The sequence below is a fragment of the Rhodococcus sp. 27YEA6 genome (assembly GCF_044908235.1).
GTDB lineage: Bacteria > Actinomycetota > Actinomycetes > Mycobacteriales > Mycobacteriaceae > Rhodococcus_F > Rhodococcus_F qingshengii.
Genome location: NZ_JBIYCY010000027.1, coordinates 18375 through 35514, shown reverse-complemented (window position 1 = coordinate 35514; position 17140 = coordinate 18375). Strand labels below are relative to the sequence as shown.

Sequence of the window (17140 nt, the reverse complement as noted above, 5' to 3'; positions counted from 1 at the left end):
CCGTCGGGAGGGGTAACCCGGGCTACGCCCGGGTCCCGGACGCACGGGCGGCAAGCCGCCCTATAACGGAAATTCCCGCCGCTGCGCGGCCGGGCTTGCGGGTGTTTCCGTTGTGCTAAAACGCAATTTAGAAAATCGCGGCGAAAAGGAATCGGCGCTCGGCTCCATTCGGTGCAGCGCAAAGAAAATCGGTGGCGCAATCACGAAATGCATTGCGCCACCGATTCGTTATCTACTGCGCCTGGGTTTGATGTGCCAGAACTGCCGCAGTCCGCAATTGTTCCCAGATCGCGGGGTGCAGACCGTTGTCGAGAACCTGCTCGAACATCTTCCCGAAGCTGTGGGACGGGTCGAGTCGGCGGCCGCTCGTCAGTGCTTCACGTGCCAGCGCAGAGCGGCGATTGACCCAGTTGAAGACTCCGGCGAACACCATGAGCGGACCGGCCAAATCCTCGGGCAACAGTGCGCCGACTTGCCGCATTACCTCGGCGGCTGCATCGGCATTGTTTTCGTCGATGTGTGCGAACAACAGATCGCGCACCGTCACGTCATGCATGGCAGCAGCAATAACGGCTGCGTGCTCATCGGTAACGGTAATGCCATGCTGTGACGTGCCGTCCAGGTAGTGCGAAAGTGCCAGATCGAATACCCGATCGGCCGCTCGCTGTGGCTCCATGGCGCGTAGAACGATGCGCTTGGCGCCGAAGGCCCGTGAGGCCGCCGCAGCGCGTTCCGGACCGTGCTGTGCGGCTGTAAACCCTGCTCGGATCTCGCTGCGGGTTTTGAGAATCGTTGTTCCCTCAAACAGCGCTTCGGTGATCAGCGGGTGTGCTGCGAGATCGACGGGTGTACCCGACTGTGCGGCAAGTGATCCCGCGCCCGTCCATCGGCGTACCAGACCATCGGTGAAAACGAACACAGGCGGAACTGAATCGGGCCGAAATGCTTCGAGCGCTTCGGCTACGTCATTGCCCCGTTCGAGCGTGCCAAAGACAACCACGAGCATCGATTGGCACTCTTCCAGAGCTGGTGTCACACGCAAGGAACTCAGAATTCCCTCCGACACGCCAGGGAGCAGGTTGAGGAGGGGGAGCATGGCGACCCTGCACGGGTGCACATCGAGGGTGATGATGACCAACTCGTCCTCGGGAAGATGGCCACCCATAGCCACGGCACCGGCGACAACATCGGACGGGCTGGTCATTTGGAAAGCTGGCATTGCGGAACCCCTTTGGGTCGGTGGGCGAACTGGTCAGATTCACCCGATGGATTGGACTGACGAACACTTGAAAGTTACCCCACGCATACGACAAAAAGGCGCTTTGACCGGTGTCTATGTCCCCGGCGCACCCGGTGCCGGGGGCATAGACACAGGAGGCGGCGCAAAGCGCCGGCCTCCCGTGGTTTTAGCTGCTAAGGGGCAGTGATCGCCTCGGCCGTGAATCTGCCGATCCGGGTGCGTGACAGACGAGAATTGGTGCCGCGCACATGCTCGAACCAGGCTTCGCGCTGATCGTCCGGCAGAGCGGCCCAGGAGCTCGCCGTCAGGGTTTCGTAATCGAGAGCGGCGACAGTCTCGAGCGGTGTGAGCAGGCGCCAGCTGGCGAGGCGGTATACGTCCGCGAAGTGGCCGTTAGCCGGTGGCCACTCGGTGTCGGGATTGAGTCGCGTAAATGTTTGGGCAGCAACACGTTCCACGGAACGCGCAACCGGATAGTGGCGCGACTGCCGAAACTCTCCGCTGTGAATCTCGTCCCGAAGACTGTTCACGACCGAACCTCCTTGATGGAAGATGAACTGGCCGAAGCTGTTTCGGCTTCCTTCGCCTGTCTGTGTCCAGCAAGTTTGTGATACGGGATAGTGTCCGTCCAATCACCGCCTATCCTCGCCGGAACAGTGACAGATTTCTTGTTGACCCGAACTACCGGATACCAGACACCCGAGCACCTGACCAGATCTCCTTTCGCGATCGTGTCCGGCCCGAAATTGTTGGCCTGACCTGACGCGATCTGCTGGGCGCGGATTTCTTCCCAATAGGTGATCTGTTCGGCCCGCTCGGCGATGCGGGTAATCAGCGACTGACGGTAGGTGCCCTCGTCCGGAGGGAATTTCTCGATCTGCTTCACGCCACGCACCACGAAGAGCGTTCGCTCGTGGCCGTCGAGCTCGCGGTGGTCCGCGCGCTGCTCTGCCTCCCACGCCGATTCCGCCTGTTCTGACCGGCGCCCCGCCTTCAGCTCGAGCGCTTCCACCCGAGCAGCTTGACGATCAATGCGATCGGCCTCGACCTCGGCCGTCGGCCGCGCTGTCGAGTCGATATCAATCTCGACATCGAAACCACTCGCGCGCAACGCCTCTGCAGTCATCTCGATCAGGCGAACCTTCGGAGCCCGATCCCTACTGCTCCGGATCCCCCAGAAACCGATACTGCGAAACCACCTCCACCCGTGCGCCGCCAATACATCTCCGGAACCATCACCGCGAGAGGTCCCGTCAATCAGCGTTCCATCCGCGGCAGTGTGCGAAATCGTCAACGTCACTTCGAATCTCCGACCTAACAATGGGGCAGGGGGTCAATCCGCCCGTCAGCAATTGGACACCTCCAAACCTACCCTCGATATCCGACAAAAACATGCATTCACCTGCGTGTATATCCCCGCCGCACCCGGTGTCGGGGACATACACGCAGGATGTGCTTTTCTTTATCGCAGAAGATGAAATTCGTTGAGTGAGGGCGGGAACAGAGAATGAAAGCAAGTAGGACCACCCAGGTAGGGAATATCGGGGAAGCGCTCGCCACTTTGGAGTTCCTTAAAATTGACTGGCATGTTGCACAAAATCCTGCCGGCGAAGTGGGCTCGGATCTTCTGCTGCAGGCGCGAACCGCCGATCTCATGGATCACGGTGCACTCGTGGGAGCTCAAGTGAAGTATGGCCCCTCGTTCTTCGATGAGCCGGAGACTGATGATGACGGAAATATCGTCGGATGGTGGTTCCGTGACGCGGACAGTGAACACGTGAAGTACTGGCTCGACTACGCGGTTCCGTTCATCCTTTTGCTGTGCGACGAGACCACCAAGAAATTGTATTGGGTTCACGTGACACAGGACGCCGTCGTGAGCACGGGTAAGGGCTCCAAGATCCTCGTTCCTGCTCATTCCACCGTTGACGCGGATCACGCCGCGGAGCTCTTGGAGGTCGCCACCGAAGGGCGGATCAGTTCGCAATGGGAAGGGAGCGCATGGGGTGGCGTGAAGGTCCTGGCGGCTGATCGGCTTCGTTACGCCATGCTGGCGCCACGATTGGTGGCCCCACACCCGAACTTGGAAGTGGCGGAACTTAGCTCGGAGGAGGCCGTCGCGCTTTTGGTCAAGATGCGACTACACGATCTGGTACCGCAACCCGAAAGCAGGAGAAAAACATCCCTTGAAAATAGCCCGGCACCAGACCTTGAACAATGTCGGAAATCGAACAAATGGGGTTGGCGTTTTTACGCAGCCCTGCACGACGTTTTGCTTGGTGATGACAGAGCGATTCCTTCTCAGGATGTTGACTCTGATCCCCTCAAGCAGATTATTGAGGAGGCCACAGAACCGCATGACCGCGCTGCAGCGGCAGTATGCGCATGTGCGCTATTGGTCGAAGAAGCGAATCCGGAAGGAGGCTTGCGGGTAATCGAGAGCGCCCTCTCGAGTACTGAATACAGGCCCATCGATCAGGCTTGGCTGATTTTGCATAAGGCCCGGTGCCTGGCGGAACTTGGCGATCTGGAAGGCGCTCGGCTGTTGGCCCTCGACGTGCAGAAGGTCCGCGCCTCTGCAGTTGACGATCCCACGGCAATGGCAATCACAGGGTCCGGCGCGGACCTCATCTTCAGGCTGGACCCGTGGGCCTCCGATATTGGTGAGTTGATCAAGGGGCGGGACACCCTTGCATCGTGGTGGCGAAATCAAGAGGTTGCCGCCGGCCTTCAGAGCAATTTCGACTCATTGTTCCAACAGTGGGTGGGCGAATCGAAGAGCACCGAATTTGACTCGACTTTCCTGAGGCTTCGAGCCGCGGCTCTGCTCGCTGGGCTGGCGGCGGATCACTCATCCTGGCAGCACTCTCATAAACTACTGGCCCAGCACGTTCTTACTTCGTACAGATCGCAGGACGATCTTGCTGAATCCCTATCAGCGCTGCGGCACGCTAGTGAGGAGAAAGTGGTTGCACAAGTTGCGCGTCATCTACTCCGAGTGGGGCCGGCAGAAGCTGTCCGCGCAGCCGTAGGCAAGGTGAAACTCGATAGGGCGACCCGGACCTCGCTGCACGCAGACCTTCAACTGGTCTCAACCGCCTCTGATGTTCTCGAACCAGCGCAGGCCGACGAACATGTTCGATGGATTTTGTCCAACCTGAGCGACCTCGGGGGGTTGGCATCACGACTACAACCGAGTTTTTCCCTGGAATATGTCCTCCTGGATACTTTGGAAAACCTCGCGCCAGTGGTCTCGGCCGATGCGCTACGCGAAGTGATTGAGTACATCAAAGACTTGCCAGAACAAAGCGATATTGGTTCTGCGCATGACTGGGCCGCAGTAATCAATAACATTCCCACCACCGCATGGACTGATGACGACAGAGCGGCATTGGCCGCGCGAAACGAAGACAGCTCAGAGGTAAAGGAAGCCATCGACCGCGTCCTAGCTGAGGGCGACCCCACTCATAGGGAGAGGATTCGAGAGAAACTTAGAGATGGGAATGTCCTAGCTCTCGATGCGTTCGGCGACGTTCGAGATCTTGACGCCGATACGGTGAAGACGGTGATCGACAAGTTAGTCTCGGGAATTGAACAACAAATTCTTGATCTGACGAACGGAAACCTCAACATTGGAGGCTCAGATTTCGCGGCAACGCTGATACTGCTTAACGCCTGGCATCCAGAAGTTGCTGTGTGGGAACCTATCTCGGAACTGTTCACTACCCCTTCGCCTTTCCGTGCTCACCTGACGAAATCATTGAAGGGTTTGAGGGGACATAGCAAGCGTATCCCTACTGAAGTGGTCGACAGGCTCGTCCCGCCGCTCCATGATCTGATGGTTACACCGCCGTCGACCCATCCGTTCTTCCGAAATGAAGATGTTCGAGGCCGGGCAGCGAGTGCATTGGCTGCCCTTCGTCCAGCCGCAATTTCAGATGAAGAACTATGGGATCTTTTGCAGGGCAACGCGCATCAGCGTGCAGCGGCGGTCGAGGTTGTTGTCGGCAAGGGACTGTCTGGCCGCTACGACACGCTCGTGGCGATGTCCCGAGACAGGGATCCGTGGGTGCGCGCCGTTATCGCTAATCAGATAGCCCGAACAACGCCGGAAGATGGAGATGCTATCCGCCTCAAGCTGATTAGTCGGCTTCTCTCAAATGAAGGGACGTTGGTGGCGCAGATGGTTGCGAACATAATCAATTCATCACCACCTGATGTCGAGACTGACCAGGTGGTTGGCATGCTCCGCGAAAACGTGTCTGCGGACGTGCGACGAGCCATCGCTGAATATGACGCAAAACGGGAACTTTGAGTGAACCTCACCAGCTAGGGCCGAGGATTGCAAGAGGTCGAGTTTCGAAACCAGGCTCCGTCACTCTCGATATTGAGAGCGACGGAGCCGCGGTGCTGAAGTGCCTAGATCTTCAGTTTTGATGTGATCGAGTGCCGCCCAGAGGTTTTCATTGTCGCAATCGCGGCGGTGCTGATCAATGGCGGAGATCAGCTTGTCGATCACGATCCGTGCAGCCGGATTGAACGATGCAGCGGCGGCGCCGGCCCAAGCCAGTGGTTCGTCTGCGCGGTTGAGAATGCGATCCAATGCACCTTCGCATCGGTCGAAGAATTTCCCGGTCCGTTTGGCCTGATTGGCATCCTGATCATCTGCCGCGAGCGCGGACTCGGCCAGGTCCAGAAACCCATTGATGATAGTGGTGGCACGTTCTCGTAGAACTGGGTCGAAACCCAAGGCCGCCCAGAAACTGTTCCACCGCACCCGATATCCGCGTTCGGAGTCGAGCGGCACGAGGTGGTCACGGATCAACCGGCCTAACGCTTCGTCATCGAGGTCGCGCAAGTGCCCCGCCAGGAGCGCCGGCTTCGATGCCGTCGGCAATGACTGTGGATCTTTGACGCGTTGCCAAGGCTGTGGGCCTACGGATTCGATCACGACGGAATGTTCTCCGCCGGCCACGACACATCAGTCGCGCCGGCCGGCGACGCCCCTGCCTGTTCATCGATCAAGAACTCGGACAGGACCGCGCTGACGCGAGCTTCGATTGCACTGCTGGTGGGATTCATGTTCATGTCCTTATCTGCCGTTCATTTCAGTTCTCTCGCCACAGCTAACACCGCAAGATCGACAGCCGGCGCGTCATCGGACCAGACCTGGGTTCGGCCCTGAGGCAGGATTTCAGAGCGAGGGTGCACACGCCATGGCTCCACCTCCTGCAGGACCTCGTGGGCAAGTACAACACCATGGAAACGGGTCGGCAGCGTCGTGAGGTCAACGATGGAGCCTCTACGGCGGAACTCCTTCACCGACCGCGCTGAACCGTTACTGATGACAACCTGCCGCCACGGCGTGCCCGCGAGGTCCACGATCGCAACCACATGCGTATCGAGCCATCCACGATCACGCCACGCTGGCAAAATTCCTCGACCTTTTGGTAGTGCGATCGAGGTTATGGCGTCACGGGCATAGTCGGCTTGTTGCTGGCTGCGCAGCTCCGAATCCGGCGCCGGCAGACGCAACTGCGCCAACCGAGCAGAAGGGATCGCCGCAAGCTGGCGGTTGGTGCCAGAAAGCCACCGTCGCACGGTGCGCGTTGAAACCCTGCAAGCCTCGGCGACGACCGCGACGTCCACTCCCCCGCGCTCGGTCTCGCCGTAACAAGTCCGGAGCATCATTTCGAGTCGCTTGCGTGTCCACCGCGGTCCTCGCCGAGAGGGCATCGCTCGCTTACCGTTCCACGTCGAAGCTATTGATTTGGTAGAACTCCCAGCCGCCGACATAGTCTTGGGCTCGGCTGTTCATCCAATTGATCATTCCCTTGTCGCCCCCATTTTCGTAGGCGCTCCACATGGATTCAACCTGGTCGGGTGTCAGGGCCAAGGTGATCATTCGGTCGCGCGCATACTCTCGGGTGCCGGGCCCCTGTACGGCGTCGATCTTGATCTTCCCACCGAAGTTCGACAGTGCTTTTCCTCGTGCGCTGCTGCGTACGCTCGACATCGCTTCTTTACGTGAGGTTCGAGTGGACGCGGATTGTTTCGCTTTGCGGGCCAGTGCATTCAGGGTTTCGGTGCGTGGCTTCGCAATTCGCTGTCGGCCCTCGGGAGCCAGCCAACGCTCGACTGTTCGTTTGGAGACACCCAAATCACGTGCCGCTGCAGCGGTGTTGATTTCGCTGCGCTTTCCCGGTCCGTAAGCGGCCAGCAGCTGAGCCTTCAGGTTCGACGCATTTGGCTGTCCGGAAATGTCGGCCCCTTGCCGGCCGGTCAACTTCCCGAAGAACTCCCCCTGAAGTTTTCCTCGTTCCCCCCTCAAGACTTCCCGGATGGCAGTCTGAGTGACACGAAGCTCTTTGGCTGCTCGCGAGATGTTGATTCGGCCGGCCACGACAGACCCGAAGTCGGAAAGACTGTCTGCGATGCGCGAATACGACGCCCTACTGAGTGGGTTGCGTGCCATCAGGAATCACTCCCCTCCGCACTAGCTGCCCATTCGTTCGGGGCAATCAGCTCCGACTTTCCCCGATAGCCTTGGCCGTCCAAATACTGCAGGTGGTCGGATAACAGTGCCGATCCTTCCGGCTTGTAGTTCCCGAACCCTCGTCCGAACTGCTTCTGATCTCCAGGCCATGCCAATTGTGGATCGCGCTCGTCGGAGACATACAGGACAGTATCTTTGGTGACCGCTACAGGCCACACTCCGCTGTCCTCGCCGATCTTCGCGATCCGATACATGATGTTCGCGCGAGATTTGGCGACAATGTGGTGGTGTCGCTCGGGCGAGTAGCCGGGTCGCCCGGCCAAATGCATGTCGGAGTTGAGCATGCCAATGGTGTGCGTGTAGATCACTTTGTTCTGCTCACGTGCCAACAGTGCGTCGGTGTCACCCTCGATATCCAAGGCGGTTCGCGCATCGCGAATGCGTTCGTACCAGGGCACCAGAACTCGCCCGTGATCTCGCCAGACGAACGCTTCCAAGATCTCCGGCTCGTAACCGAGTTGTGCAGCGCGTTCGAGAGTCGGAGTGGTCACCCACTTCGGTTCGGAGATAGACAGCCCCATCGGATTCAAGGGATTCGGGTAACGCCAGTCCGCTGCTTCGGGGATCTCGATCAGCCAGTACCCGGGAAGCTTGCGATCGAACACCATCCCATCTGGGTGATGCTCTGACTCCCCGATCGGCAATTCGAGACCAGCAATACCGGCAGCATAGGAACCGCCGCGATCGAAGGCATGAACATAGCGGCATTTCGCCTCGGCATCGGACAGAGTCCGCGACCAGTCGATATCGGCTTCGAAGATCTGGAACTTCTTCGCAAAATCCGAATCGGACGGCGCGAAGATCCGCTTCCATTCCTTGGGCCGTGCAGCGATCATCAAGTCGATCCCGGTCGATGCGGGACTCACAGCCCACGGGAATCGGAGTGCCCCGGCCAACAACGCAAGCCGCCTTGCCAACGTTGCTGCGGTAGGAGAGTCACCAAGTACGGGCATCTCTTTCGGGTCCTGGCTCATCCCGGAGATCAGAGCTACCCACACGCCGCGTGCCTCGCCTCGCCACACACGAGTCCAGGTCCCTAGCCGGTCACCCGGCTGCCCGCCAAGCTGCCACCCCTGAGCCAGTGCATCAGTCACAAATGCAGATTCGGCCGACAGCTCCTTGAGTCGATCATTCCTGTTGCGTTTTCCCAACGTGCTGGTGTCAATGCCAACTTTCTGGGCCATCGCATCGGTGATCCAGATCTGACCAGGCACAGACCACGTGTCAGACGTCCACGTCCCGAGATTCAGCGTCGTGACCAACTCGGCGACATCTCCGACATGAGCGATCGGAGTAGCCAGCTCGTGACGACTGCCGTCCGGCAGCCACACTCCGTCGACATCGAGTACTGCAGCAGGCGCAGTGAACGCGGCCGCCTTCTCCTTGCCTGTCGTCTTCACTACCTTCGTGCGAGTCTCAGTGTCTTTCGGTGCCGGCGCTACCGGCGGTGAAGGTTCGGGAGCTGGCGTGATTTCTTCCTGATTTCCGGTTGTGCCAGCTGCAATCGCCCGAGAAGCGGCGGTGCTCTGCCACCAGCACGGGAGGTGCATCACGAGTCCGTCGATCTCCCAGCCAGCTTCGTCGCCATGGCAGAGAGCGCAGGTAGATGTAGGTGAGATCTGGAACCCGTCTGCGGAGAATCCCTCTGCATCGGTTTCAATCGCCATTTCAGGCTCCTTGTCGGTAATCGAGCTGGTCAGGCTCTTTGCTTCGGTGGACGAATCAGTCGAAGCTACTCCGTGTCCTGGACTGGTTGGACTACTCAGCCAGCCCTCGAAGAGATCCGGAATCACGGAGTGGCTCGAAGTCGGCTGGTCGGTGGGCTGATCATCGGGCGTCGGGTCCGTTGGTCCGCCCCATCCGGATTCGGGATCGATATTGTCGGGGCCGTCGTTGCCGAAAAGTTTGTCCAGCCGGAGAGCGACCATGCGCTGACGCCGGTTCTCGCACTTGATCATGCGCTGCACGGTGTAGCGAGGCATCCGTCCTTTTCGCTCTTCCGCGATCAGCACACCTTCGTCGTACAACGCCCTCGACGCCGTACCGCGATCGATTTGCAGTCCGTCTGTCATCGTTCCGCCGGCGGCCTTGAGTACCTGCTCGAGTCCGGTCAATTCGAGAAGCAGCTGTGGGTCCCCGTCGCACGGCCGAGGGTTCGACACGACATAACCCAGACGGATACCGCGGGCTTCCTCGCGCCACCGCTGAGCTCCGTCGTTGCTGACGCCCATCGAACTTCGGCGCCAACCCAGTCGGCTGGCCAACGGCCATTCCGGCGCTTCCCCGGTTTCGACATCTTCGACAAACGCCAAACCAGTCTGCAATGCGTGTACCAGCAGCTCGCGCACTCGTCCGCCGGTACGCATCGGAAGATCGGGGTCGGTCGAAGCTGTTGCGGCATCGGACAATCCGAGAGTGACAAGGTCGCCTGTTTGCGCAACTTCCCCTTCTGTCAAGGCGCCGATATCGACGAGAAAGCGTGACATCGCGTGCCATCCAGCCCACAAGGAGCCCAAAGCATCTGCCTGACGGACGCTTTCGCCACTATCGCGCAGCTGGTTGCCGTAGGTGTTTCCCTCGGCGAATGCTTCTTCGCGAATTTCCTCCAGCCGTGGGCACAGCCACTGCAAGAAGCTTGCCATCAGGAGAGCCCGCCCGTGCCGAGAGTCGGCGCCGTCGAGCCGCTTGAGCTCTTCGAGGTCGATCTCGGCAGCCTGAAGGGGGACGACCAGCATTCGCTGGGCTCCCGATCCAGGGCGCGGCATGACTTCAGACGTGATCAATGCTGACGCCCGCGGCGGTGTGCCATCGAGGACTCCGAGACCGTCCCTGGTGCTGCGGCTCCTCTGCTCGCCATTGTGAACGAGCCGGGCGAACTCTTCGAGGGACTTCTGTGCAGCACCAAAATCGCGTGTCGGAGCGACATCATCTGCCCAGTACAAGGCGTCTTTCGCGGCGTTGAGTTTGATGCGTAACGCATTCAAGGTGTCACCGTTGCCGGACATCGATGTCGCTGGGCGCCGACGGTCCCATTTTTCTCCCCAGTGGTGCATCACAAGGGAGGCGATCGAGGTCTTGTAACTGCCCGGGGAGCCGATCAGAGCGAGCACCCAAGGGTTCGGGCCGAGCGCGGACCGGAAGACGTGGCCGAGAAGTGCTGCCGAGACTCGGGTGGGTGTTCGTTCGAGCATCGAGGCGGAGTGCAGCAAAAACGCCTCCCGGATCCGCTGAGGATCCGGACTGGGTGCCGGCAAGTCGTACATCCTCAAAGGCCCGGTCAGGAGGACCGGCGCCACTCGTCCGCCATTTGCGTCGATGGCACCACCTGCGTGTACGAAGAAGTATTTTCCTTGCTCGTCCCGTCGCCATCCGGTGGATCGATACCGTACAACGCGCCGAATCTCGCGTCCGCCAGCGCCTTTGAGTGCGTCACGAAGCTTTGCAACGCCGCTAGGACGGCTGTCGTAAGCAGGAGGGCCTGGCAGAGTTTCCACCCACGCGCAGTCCCGGTACTCCTTTGCCGGGATCCGGATCCGCAGAAACTCGCGGCTGTCCGGATGCGTGTATCCGATGATTACCGCAGTCAGCTCCTGCGGCGAGGCTGGGTTAATTTCGTTCTGACCGGCCATCGCTTCGCGGCCCATCAAATCAGGCTCGTCGACGTCCACCCCATCGTCGGTGACTTCGAGATATTCCATCTCGACGATGCGAGCATCGATGTCCAGCACCAGTTTTGCCTGCTGATCGCCGTCTTTCCTGGTGACGATCTCGACGAGGTTTCCTTCGATGATTCGATAGACAGGGGCGATGAAATTGGTTCCGCGGATGCCATTGAGAACCACGACCGACGTCGCAGACGGGCCGTTCGCTGTGGTGGCCTCGTCCGCGCCAGCTTCAGTGACTGGCGTGGGTTCGAGCTCCGGATCCTGCAGCAGTGGAGGGATCGCGACGCCTGCGATCTCGTGAGCAGCTCGCGCCGCCACCCGTGCAGCATTCCAAGCAATCGTCGCGGACTCGACGGCTTCGCCGGCCCACTCGGTGCCTTCCTCGGCTGCCTGCTGAACGACTTTGTCCACGAGCTCGCTCAGATGCTCAAAACGGCGCTCAGCCTCCAGAGCCCAGCGCTGAGCGCGTACCAACTCTTCGTCGGACTCGACCTGCGTGTCAGCTAGATCGACACGCGCTGCAGCCTCGGCGAGCGCGACCTCGACAAGGGTCTGCTTTTCGACCACGTCAGCAGCGAAGCTATGTGCGGCGACTTCTCCTGGACGGACCGGAGTAAACCCACCCCACTCGTCCTCGTCCGACCACAGCCCAGCTTCGACGTGGTCGGTGAAATCAGACTTCGGGGTGACGGTGGCAGGGAGTAACAGTTGAACCTGGGCGCCGACTCCGCCCAGCAATGACGCAAGTTCTATGCCGCGCTTCCATCCGGCGCCATCTCGATCGAGAACGACGCGGACCTCTGCACCTTCGAAGAGCTCAGCGCAGGCAACGGGAAAGTTCAGCCCACCCTGCGCATTGGTGGTCGCGACCTGACCCAAATTCTCGGCGGTCTCGACATCCTTCTCCCCTTCGAGCAACCAGACCGGTGACCGGTCGGCCAAGGCAGACAACAGGGCGGGAAGTCGATAGAGGACAGATTCGAAACCTTCGGGCTTGCGCTTGAGTCGGGTGCCGTTGGCACTGACAAACAACTGCCGGAACTGCTTGTGACGTGCGCGGTCACAGGAACTGCATTCCTCACGAATGACTTCTTGGACGACGGTGCCGTCCGCAGACACGTATGGGTAGACCTTGACTCGATCCCAGCTGTGCTCAACCTCTGGGGCTGGTGCAGCTACGGCGATTCGAGCTGGCAACCGCCCGCCTTTAGGGCGTCGTCGGCCCGCACTCCGTTGCTGGGTCGAACGGCCGACCCGAGTGAGTGCATCGCGCTCAGGAAGCGGTTCGTCGAACAGATCGACCATGGTCAGGCCCAGGCCCTCGGCAATTTCCGTGGCAGAGGCGTTGCAGCCGTGGCAGTGCAAAAGCACCATGCCGCCGCGATGACCGTTGACCCAGCTCACTGACAAAGACGCATGTCGGTCCGCGTGGACAGGGCACAAGGCCATCAACTCGTGAGGGCCTCGGTGTTGGACCCCGCCATTGGAGTCGACCGCGTTGCGCACGCGGTCGAACGACGACATAGGGCCGGTCGCTGCGCCGCTCGCTGCAGCCGCCGTCATGCGATTGCCTCAACGACACTCGTCGCCAAGGATGGCGAGTGTGCTCGGGATTTGGTTAGAATGGCCATAAGTCCTCTGGACTTGAGTAAGTGAAGTTCGGAAAGTGACGTCGCAAGTCGCTTCCCGGGACTGAAATCGAATCGAAGAACCCCCTCCGGCCGGCAAAGCAGTGGGGGTTTTTCGCTGTCTAGGGCCAACTCATGCTGGAACCGAAAGTTCGCCGTCGGCCGCGTCGCGAGCAGTCTGCGTCCGATGAAGTGCATAGCGGGAGTCGTGGATGCGGAGTCGCTCCGGATCCAACTTCTTGAGGATGTAGTCAGGAATGTCGAGGTTCGAGGCGCGCGCCATGACGAGCACCCAGTAGTCCCCGAGATCGATCCCGAGTTCGTCTGCTCGACGTTCGTAGACCTCGGCCTGGTTGAGGGGTGCGCGCACGGAGAGGCACCGGCGCGCGCCTTTACTTGGTCGTCCCATGGGATGAGCGTAAATCGAAACTGATTCTGAAACGGTGACGCTGGCGGTGTCAGCGTGTCGTGCATGGCGCTGCTCATGTCTGAAATCCCCTCAACCCTCGCAAGGAATGCCTCTGATTAGAGGAAGATCCGCGTGCCCCGCGCCGTGTGACAGATGGGGTCAACAAATCTTCGTGCGCATCATGTCGCGAGACCTGGACGGGCTGAGTCGGAGCGGAGTCAGGCTAGCGAGGCATGCACTTCCCACTACTACGTGTGACCTATCTGCGAAGTTGGTGGGGAGTGGGGGGAGTGGAACAAAACAGCAGTTCAGAAGGTAAAAACCGCTCCCCACATAGGTGGGGAGCGGGGTGGGGAGCGGGGTGGGGAGCGGCTTCAAAGACACGAATCGGCCGTTGCGCTCGCCCAGATCTACGATCCGTTTCGAGGCTACGAAAGCCTGGAAATTCGATGCCGCCTCCGCTGCCGTTCATGTGGGCCTGACAGCAGAGACGGCCTCCGAGGCTTACTTTTTGCTCCTCGGAGGCCGTTCACCACTACTGTGCGGGCGACCGCAGGTGCAGCGACAAGACGCCCGCGAGTAATCGGCTGCGCGATTTGGAACCGACGACCTTCACTTGCTCGTCAAGCCAGTCACGTTGAGCGGTGGTGAATCGGAACCAGGTCTCGACGGGCCCCTTGACCGTGAACGGTTCTTGATGGACCGGAATCCCTGAGGACGATCTGCCTGCTACGGGTTGAAAGAGGGCTCGCAGTCGTTCGATGCCTACTGCGTCGAATGCCTCGATGGCAACATCGGCGTGATCGCATCGCCGTTCGGCGGCACGATTCACCAAGGCGTCGCGAGTGCTGCGATCCAGGTAGGCCGTGACAGTCACCTTCGAGGTATCTGCAGCCGGCGGATTTCCTTCTTCCAGAATCTGGGCTGGCGGCGCTTCGGTGACTGCGGGTGCAGGTTCGACTACAACAGGAGTCGCGTGGGGTGGTGCGACTGGAGCGGTGACAGCTTCGGGTTCCATCGGCTGCACCCGCACTGGAGATTCAGGCGCCGAGACGGCGGGTTGAGGGGCGTCGGTGACTCGTTTGGGAGCCGGCGGGTGAGGAGCTGTGGAGTCGATCTGGGGTTGAGCCGTGTCCGGTGTCTGTGGGCTCGCGGCGCGGCGAGGCTGCAGCCCGCCGGCCGGGGGCAAGAGACCAGCGAGTCCCTCTGCTCGGTTGGGCTTCGGGGCGAAAGACTTGGCAATGCTCTTGCGGTTGCGGACCCTATTTTCACTCATGCCGAAGCCCTCTCAGCGGTGATGGTCGACATCCGTACGAGGATCTCGCGGGTGAGGTTCGAGTAGTCCTCGGCCAGGCCAGAGGCGTTTCGCGAGAGCATCAGATCCTTCGGTTTCGTGCCTTTCCTCAGCGCTGCGATCCGTGATGCGGTTTCCCCGGCCGATCGTTCCTCGAGCTCATGCACCAGAAGTCCCTGGCGTCGCGCGTCGAAGGCGGTGGTTTCCATCGTGCGGATCCGAGATTCGAAAGTCGGGGCCGAATCGCCGATCATCTCCTCGACTGCTTCCCGAATCGTTGCGTCAAGTTTGGTTGCGCGTGAGCTGACGCCGAAGAGGCAGATCCCGCCGAGTTGGAGCTGGGGGTTCACGGCAGGAAGGTTTCGTTCCGGATCTCCGTCTCGTGCTGCCGAGAACTGGCCGGCGATCGTTTCCATGCCGTCGAGGCTGGCATCATCTGCGCGGATTGGAATGACCACAGCGTGGACTACTTCCATCACTGCTTCGATGATCGTGAGATCCGTCGGAGGGGTATCGAAGATAATGACGTCGTAGTCTGCGGCCACTTGCAGCAACATGGCCAGTAGAAGCTGTCCTAGTCGTTTGCCTCCCTGGCGTTGCTGCCTGGACACCATGACTGCGGCAAGGTCGAACATTGCCGGGCCGCCTGGAACGATGTCGAGATTCTCGCGACCACCGACGTTTTGGATGATCGGCGGTGCCGACCCGCTCAAGAGGGCTGAGAACAAGGGCACGCCGTCCTCCTTCACGAACCCGAGGTCGCGGCACAAGTTGGCCTGGGGGTCGAAGTCAAGCAAGAGAACCCGGTAGCCGCCGGCAGCGAGTAAGCCTCCGGTGTTCGCGCAGAGTGAGGTCTTGCCCACTCCCCCTTTACCGTTGAAGAATCCGAAGCAGGCAGGCAGTTGCTGATGAGTGGGTGTCGTTGGAACGGCATCTACAGACATGGTGGTTCTCCCAATGGACGTTGGTTTCTGACGAGTGGTCTGTAAGGAAAGTTAGCAGGGGTCCTGGACAACTCGCGGTATGCCACGCGTGTGGGGCCGTATGTGTTCAGGCATGTGGATCGGCATGCGGCACCGCGTGCGAGGCCGCGTGTTTGCATGCCGATGTAACCGCAGGTGGGCACGTATGTGAACGCGCGTGAGTCACTACGTGAGGCACTGCGTGAAATCATGCGTGAAGAAATGCGGGTAATGATGCGTGAAGACACGCGGACCAAATGGCGTGTAAAGAAACGTGGTCTTCTGCGTGCATGTCTGCGTGGAATAACACGGGAGATACAACGTGGCTCTATGCGTGAGACCCCGCATGATCGGGTGCGGAGCGCACAGCGGTTTGATGGGCGGGTGTGCATCCGTGATGTTTTGCGTGACCGCTCGCAGGATGATGTGCGTGCAGAAGGATGGGCTTGCGTGCGGGGTGGCACCTGGGGTTCTCGTACGGCATGTGGTGCGGGTCTACATGCTGTGCCACAGGCGGAATCAGTTGCCAATTGGCGTACGGATCCGCCTGCTTGTAGGCGAGGGTGACCGGGTGCGTGATCAGAATTCTAGAGCCCGGACTCACTACTCACTCTGCGTGATTCAACATGGCTTGCTTTGCGTGAAGGTGTGCGTGAAATAGCTGTTTAGCTGTACTGATGTGGGGTTCGTCGTGGATCGCCGATGGCCCCCCGCTGTGCACGCTGTGACTTGATGCGATGTCCGAGGCCGGCGACGGTGCGGACATCTGCGGCCTGAGCGATGTCGTCAGCCCGGCGAAATCCGTCGAGTTCGACGGCTAGATCGACCAAAGTGTCTTCGAGGATGTCCTCGGCAGCCGCATATAGGTCCCAGAGCTGCTTGAGCTCCCACGCGCGGATCAGGGGATTAGAGAAATAGAGCCCGTCGACGATCTTTTGCACCCGGGCTACCTGGGGATTTGTGCGTTCGTGCGCCTGCGACCAGATCGAAAAGTGGGAACTCGCCGAGCAGGTGACCACAGTCGTGTCCAGTTCGCGAGCAACTGCGGACCAGGATGTGGTCGTTTCGAGGCCCCTGCGCGCATGTCTGGCGGCCTCGCCGAATGCCCGTTGGCACACTGTGGCGTATGCGGCGGCTGAGCGTCGCGCTTGGCTTAGTTCGCGCAGTTCAGACAGGGTGGTGAAGCTTTGGCGTCCGCGAGTGAACTCGGTCGCAGCCAACAGGGCGTCGCTGCTCGTCCATTGAAATCGAGACTGCCTGTATTGGTCGCGGTGCCAGCGGAGATCGTCGACCCATGCAGAGTTGAGCTTGAGGCCCATCTCGCTGCCGGGAACGGTCATAGAACAATGATGACACCACACCGGTGGTGTGTCATCAGTAGTACTA

Annotated in this window: 13 protein-coding genes; 1 reads left to right on the top strand and 12 read right to left on the bottom strand. The window is 60.1% G+C overall.

Translation table 11 applies throughout. The annotated features are described in order from the left end of the window. Positions 1-232: 232 nt before the first annotated feature. From ABH939_RS31390 to ABH939_RS31380, 3 genes are all read right to left on the bottom strand, one after another. Positions 233-1219, bottom strand: coding sequence for a DUF4192 domain-containing protein (locus ABH939_RS31390; RefSeq protein ID WP_011331731.1), 987 nt, complete (start codon positions 1217-1219; stop codon positions 233-235). 194 nt (positions 1220-1413) lie between these two features. Further along, positions 1414-1770, bottom strand: coding sequence for a hypothetical protein (locus tag ABH939_RS31385; protein ID WP_011331730.1), 357 nt, complete (start codon positions 1768-1770; stop codon positions 1414-1416). Beyond that, positions 1767-2252: a hypothetical protein gene (locus ABH939_RS31380; RefSeq protein ID WP_229757331.1), complete on the bottom strand. Its 486-nt coding sequence runs from the start codon at positions 2250-2252 to the stop codon at positions 1767-1769. The genes ABH939_RS31385 and ABH939_RS31380 overlap by 4 nt, the downstream gene beginning before the upstream one ends. A gap of 495 nt (positions 2253-2747) precedes the next feature. Here ABH939_RS31380 and ABH939_RS31375 point away from each other — a divergent pair, with 495 nt between their 5' ends. Continuing rightward, positions 2748-5555 carry a DUF4365 domain-containing protein gene (locus ABH939_RS31375; protein WP_011331728.1) on the top strand — a complete coding sequence of 936 codons (2808 nt, stop codon included), beginning with the start codon at positions 2748-2750 and terminating at the stop codon, positions 5553-5555. A gap of 60 nt (positions 5556-5615) precedes the next feature. On the opposite strand, the gene ABH939_RS31370 is transcribed toward ABH939_RS31375, so the two are convergent. From ABH939_RS31370 to ABH939_RS31330, 9 genes are all read right to left on the bottom strand, one after another. Beyond that, a complete protein-coding gene (locus ABH939_RS31370) occupies positions 5616-6098 on the bottom strand; it encodes a hypothetical protein (RefSeq protein WP_257207810.1) in 483 nt (160 codons plus the stop codon). An 89-nt stretch (positions 6099-6187) separates the two neighbouring features. Further along, positions 6188-6322 (bottom strand): hypothetical protein, encoded by a 135-nt coding sequence (locus ABH939_RS31365; protein WP_256922265.1) that lies wholly within the window; start codon positions 6320-6322, stop codon positions 6188-6190. A gap of 21 nt (positions 6323-6343) precedes the next feature. Then, the gene (locus ABH939_RS31360; RefSeq protein ID WP_011331726.1) at positions 6344-6976 is read right to left on the bottom strand and encodes a hypothetical protein; all 633 of its coding nucleotides are present in this window, start codon (positions 6974-6976) and stop codon (positions 6344-6346) included. A 7-nt stretch (positions 6977-6983) separates the two neighbouring features. Beyond that, complete coding sequence (locus tag ABH939_RS31355; RefSeq protein WP_003942446.1) at positions 6984-7715, bottom strand: hypothetical protein; 732 nt, start codon at positions 7713-7715, stop codon at positions 6984-6986. Next, on the bottom strand, positions 7715-13024 hold the full coding sequence (locus tag ABH939_RS31350) for a telomere-binding protein (protein ID WP_011331724.1): 5310 nt from the start codon (positions 13022-13024) through the stop codon (positions 7715-7717). Before ABH939_RS31350 ends, ABH939_RS31355 begins: the two co-directional genes overlap by 1 nt. 198 nt (positions 13025-13222) lie before the next feature. Next, on the bottom strand, positions 13223-13498 hold the full coding sequence (locus ABH939_RS31345) for a hypothetical protein (RefSeq protein ID WP_011331723.1): 276 nt from the start codon (positions 13496-13498) through the stop codon (positions 13223-13225). A 535-nt stretch (positions 13499-14033) separates the two neighbouring features. Next, positions 14034-14774 carry a hypothetical protein gene (locus ABH939_RS31340; RefSeq protein WP_011331722.1) on the bottom strand — a complete coding sequence of 247 codons (741 nt, stop codon included), beginning with the start codon at positions 14772-14774 and terminating at the stop codon, positions 14034-14036. Next, positions 14771-15736 carry a ParA family protein gene (locus ABH939_RS31335; RefSeq protein ID WP_003942441.1) on the bottom strand — a complete coding sequence of 322 codons (966 nt, stop codon included), beginning with the start codon at positions 15734-15736 and terminating at the stop codon, positions 14771-14773. Before ABH939_RS31335 ends, ABH939_RS31340 begins: the two co-directional genes overlap by 4 nt. Positions 15737-16419: 683 nt before the next feature. Continuing rightward, a complete protein-coding gene (locus ABH939_RS31330) occupies positions 16420-17094 on the bottom strand; it encodes a hypothetical protein (protein ID WP_041814162.1) in 675 nt (224 codons plus the stop codon). Positions 17095-17140 lie beyond the last annotated feature (46 nt).

Bases quoted from the DNA above. Each gene is read 5' to 3' on its own strand.
- ABH939_RS31390 (WP_011331731.1), bottom strand. From the start codon at position 1,219: ATGCCAGCTTTCCAAATGACCAGCCCGTCCGATGTTGTCGCCGGTGCC.
- ABH939_RS31375 (WP_011331728.1), top strand. From the start codon at position 2,748: ATGAAAGCAAGTAGGACCACCCAGGTAGGGAATATCGGGGAAGCGCTC.
- ABH939_RS31365 (WP_256922265.1), bottom strand. From the start codon at position 6,322: ATGAATCCCACCAGCAGTGCAATCGAAGCTCGCGTCAGCGCGGTCCTG.
- ABH939_RS31360 (WP_011331726.1), bottom strand. From the start codon at position 6,976: ATGCCCTCTCGGCGAGGACCGCGGTGGACACGCAAGCGACTCGAAATG.
- ABH939_RS31355 (WP_003942446.1), bottom strand. From the start codon at position 7,715: ATGGCACGCAACCCACTCAGTAGGGCGTCGTATTCGCGCATCGCAGAC.
- ABH939_RS31350 (WP_011331724.1), bottom strand. From the start codon at position 13,024: ATGACGGCGGCTGCAGCGAGCGGCGCAGCGACCGGCCCTATGTCGTCG.
- ABH939_RS31345 (WP_011331723.1), bottom strand. From the start codon at position 13,498: ATGGGACGACCAAGTAAAGGCGCGCGCCGGTGCCTCTCCGTGCGCGCA.
- ABH939_RS31340 (WP_011331722.1), bottom strand. From the start codon at position 14,774: ATGAGTGAAAATAGGGTCCGCAACCGCAAGAGCATTGCCAAGTCTTTC.
- ABH939_RS31335 (WP_003942441.1), bottom strand. From the start codon at position 15,736: ATGTCTGTAGATGCCGTTCCAACGACACCCACTCATCAGCAACTGCCT.
- ABH939_RS31330 (WP_041814162.1), bottom strand. From the start codon at position 17,094: ATGACCGTTCCCGGCAGCGAGATGGGCCTCAAGCTCAACTCTGCATGG.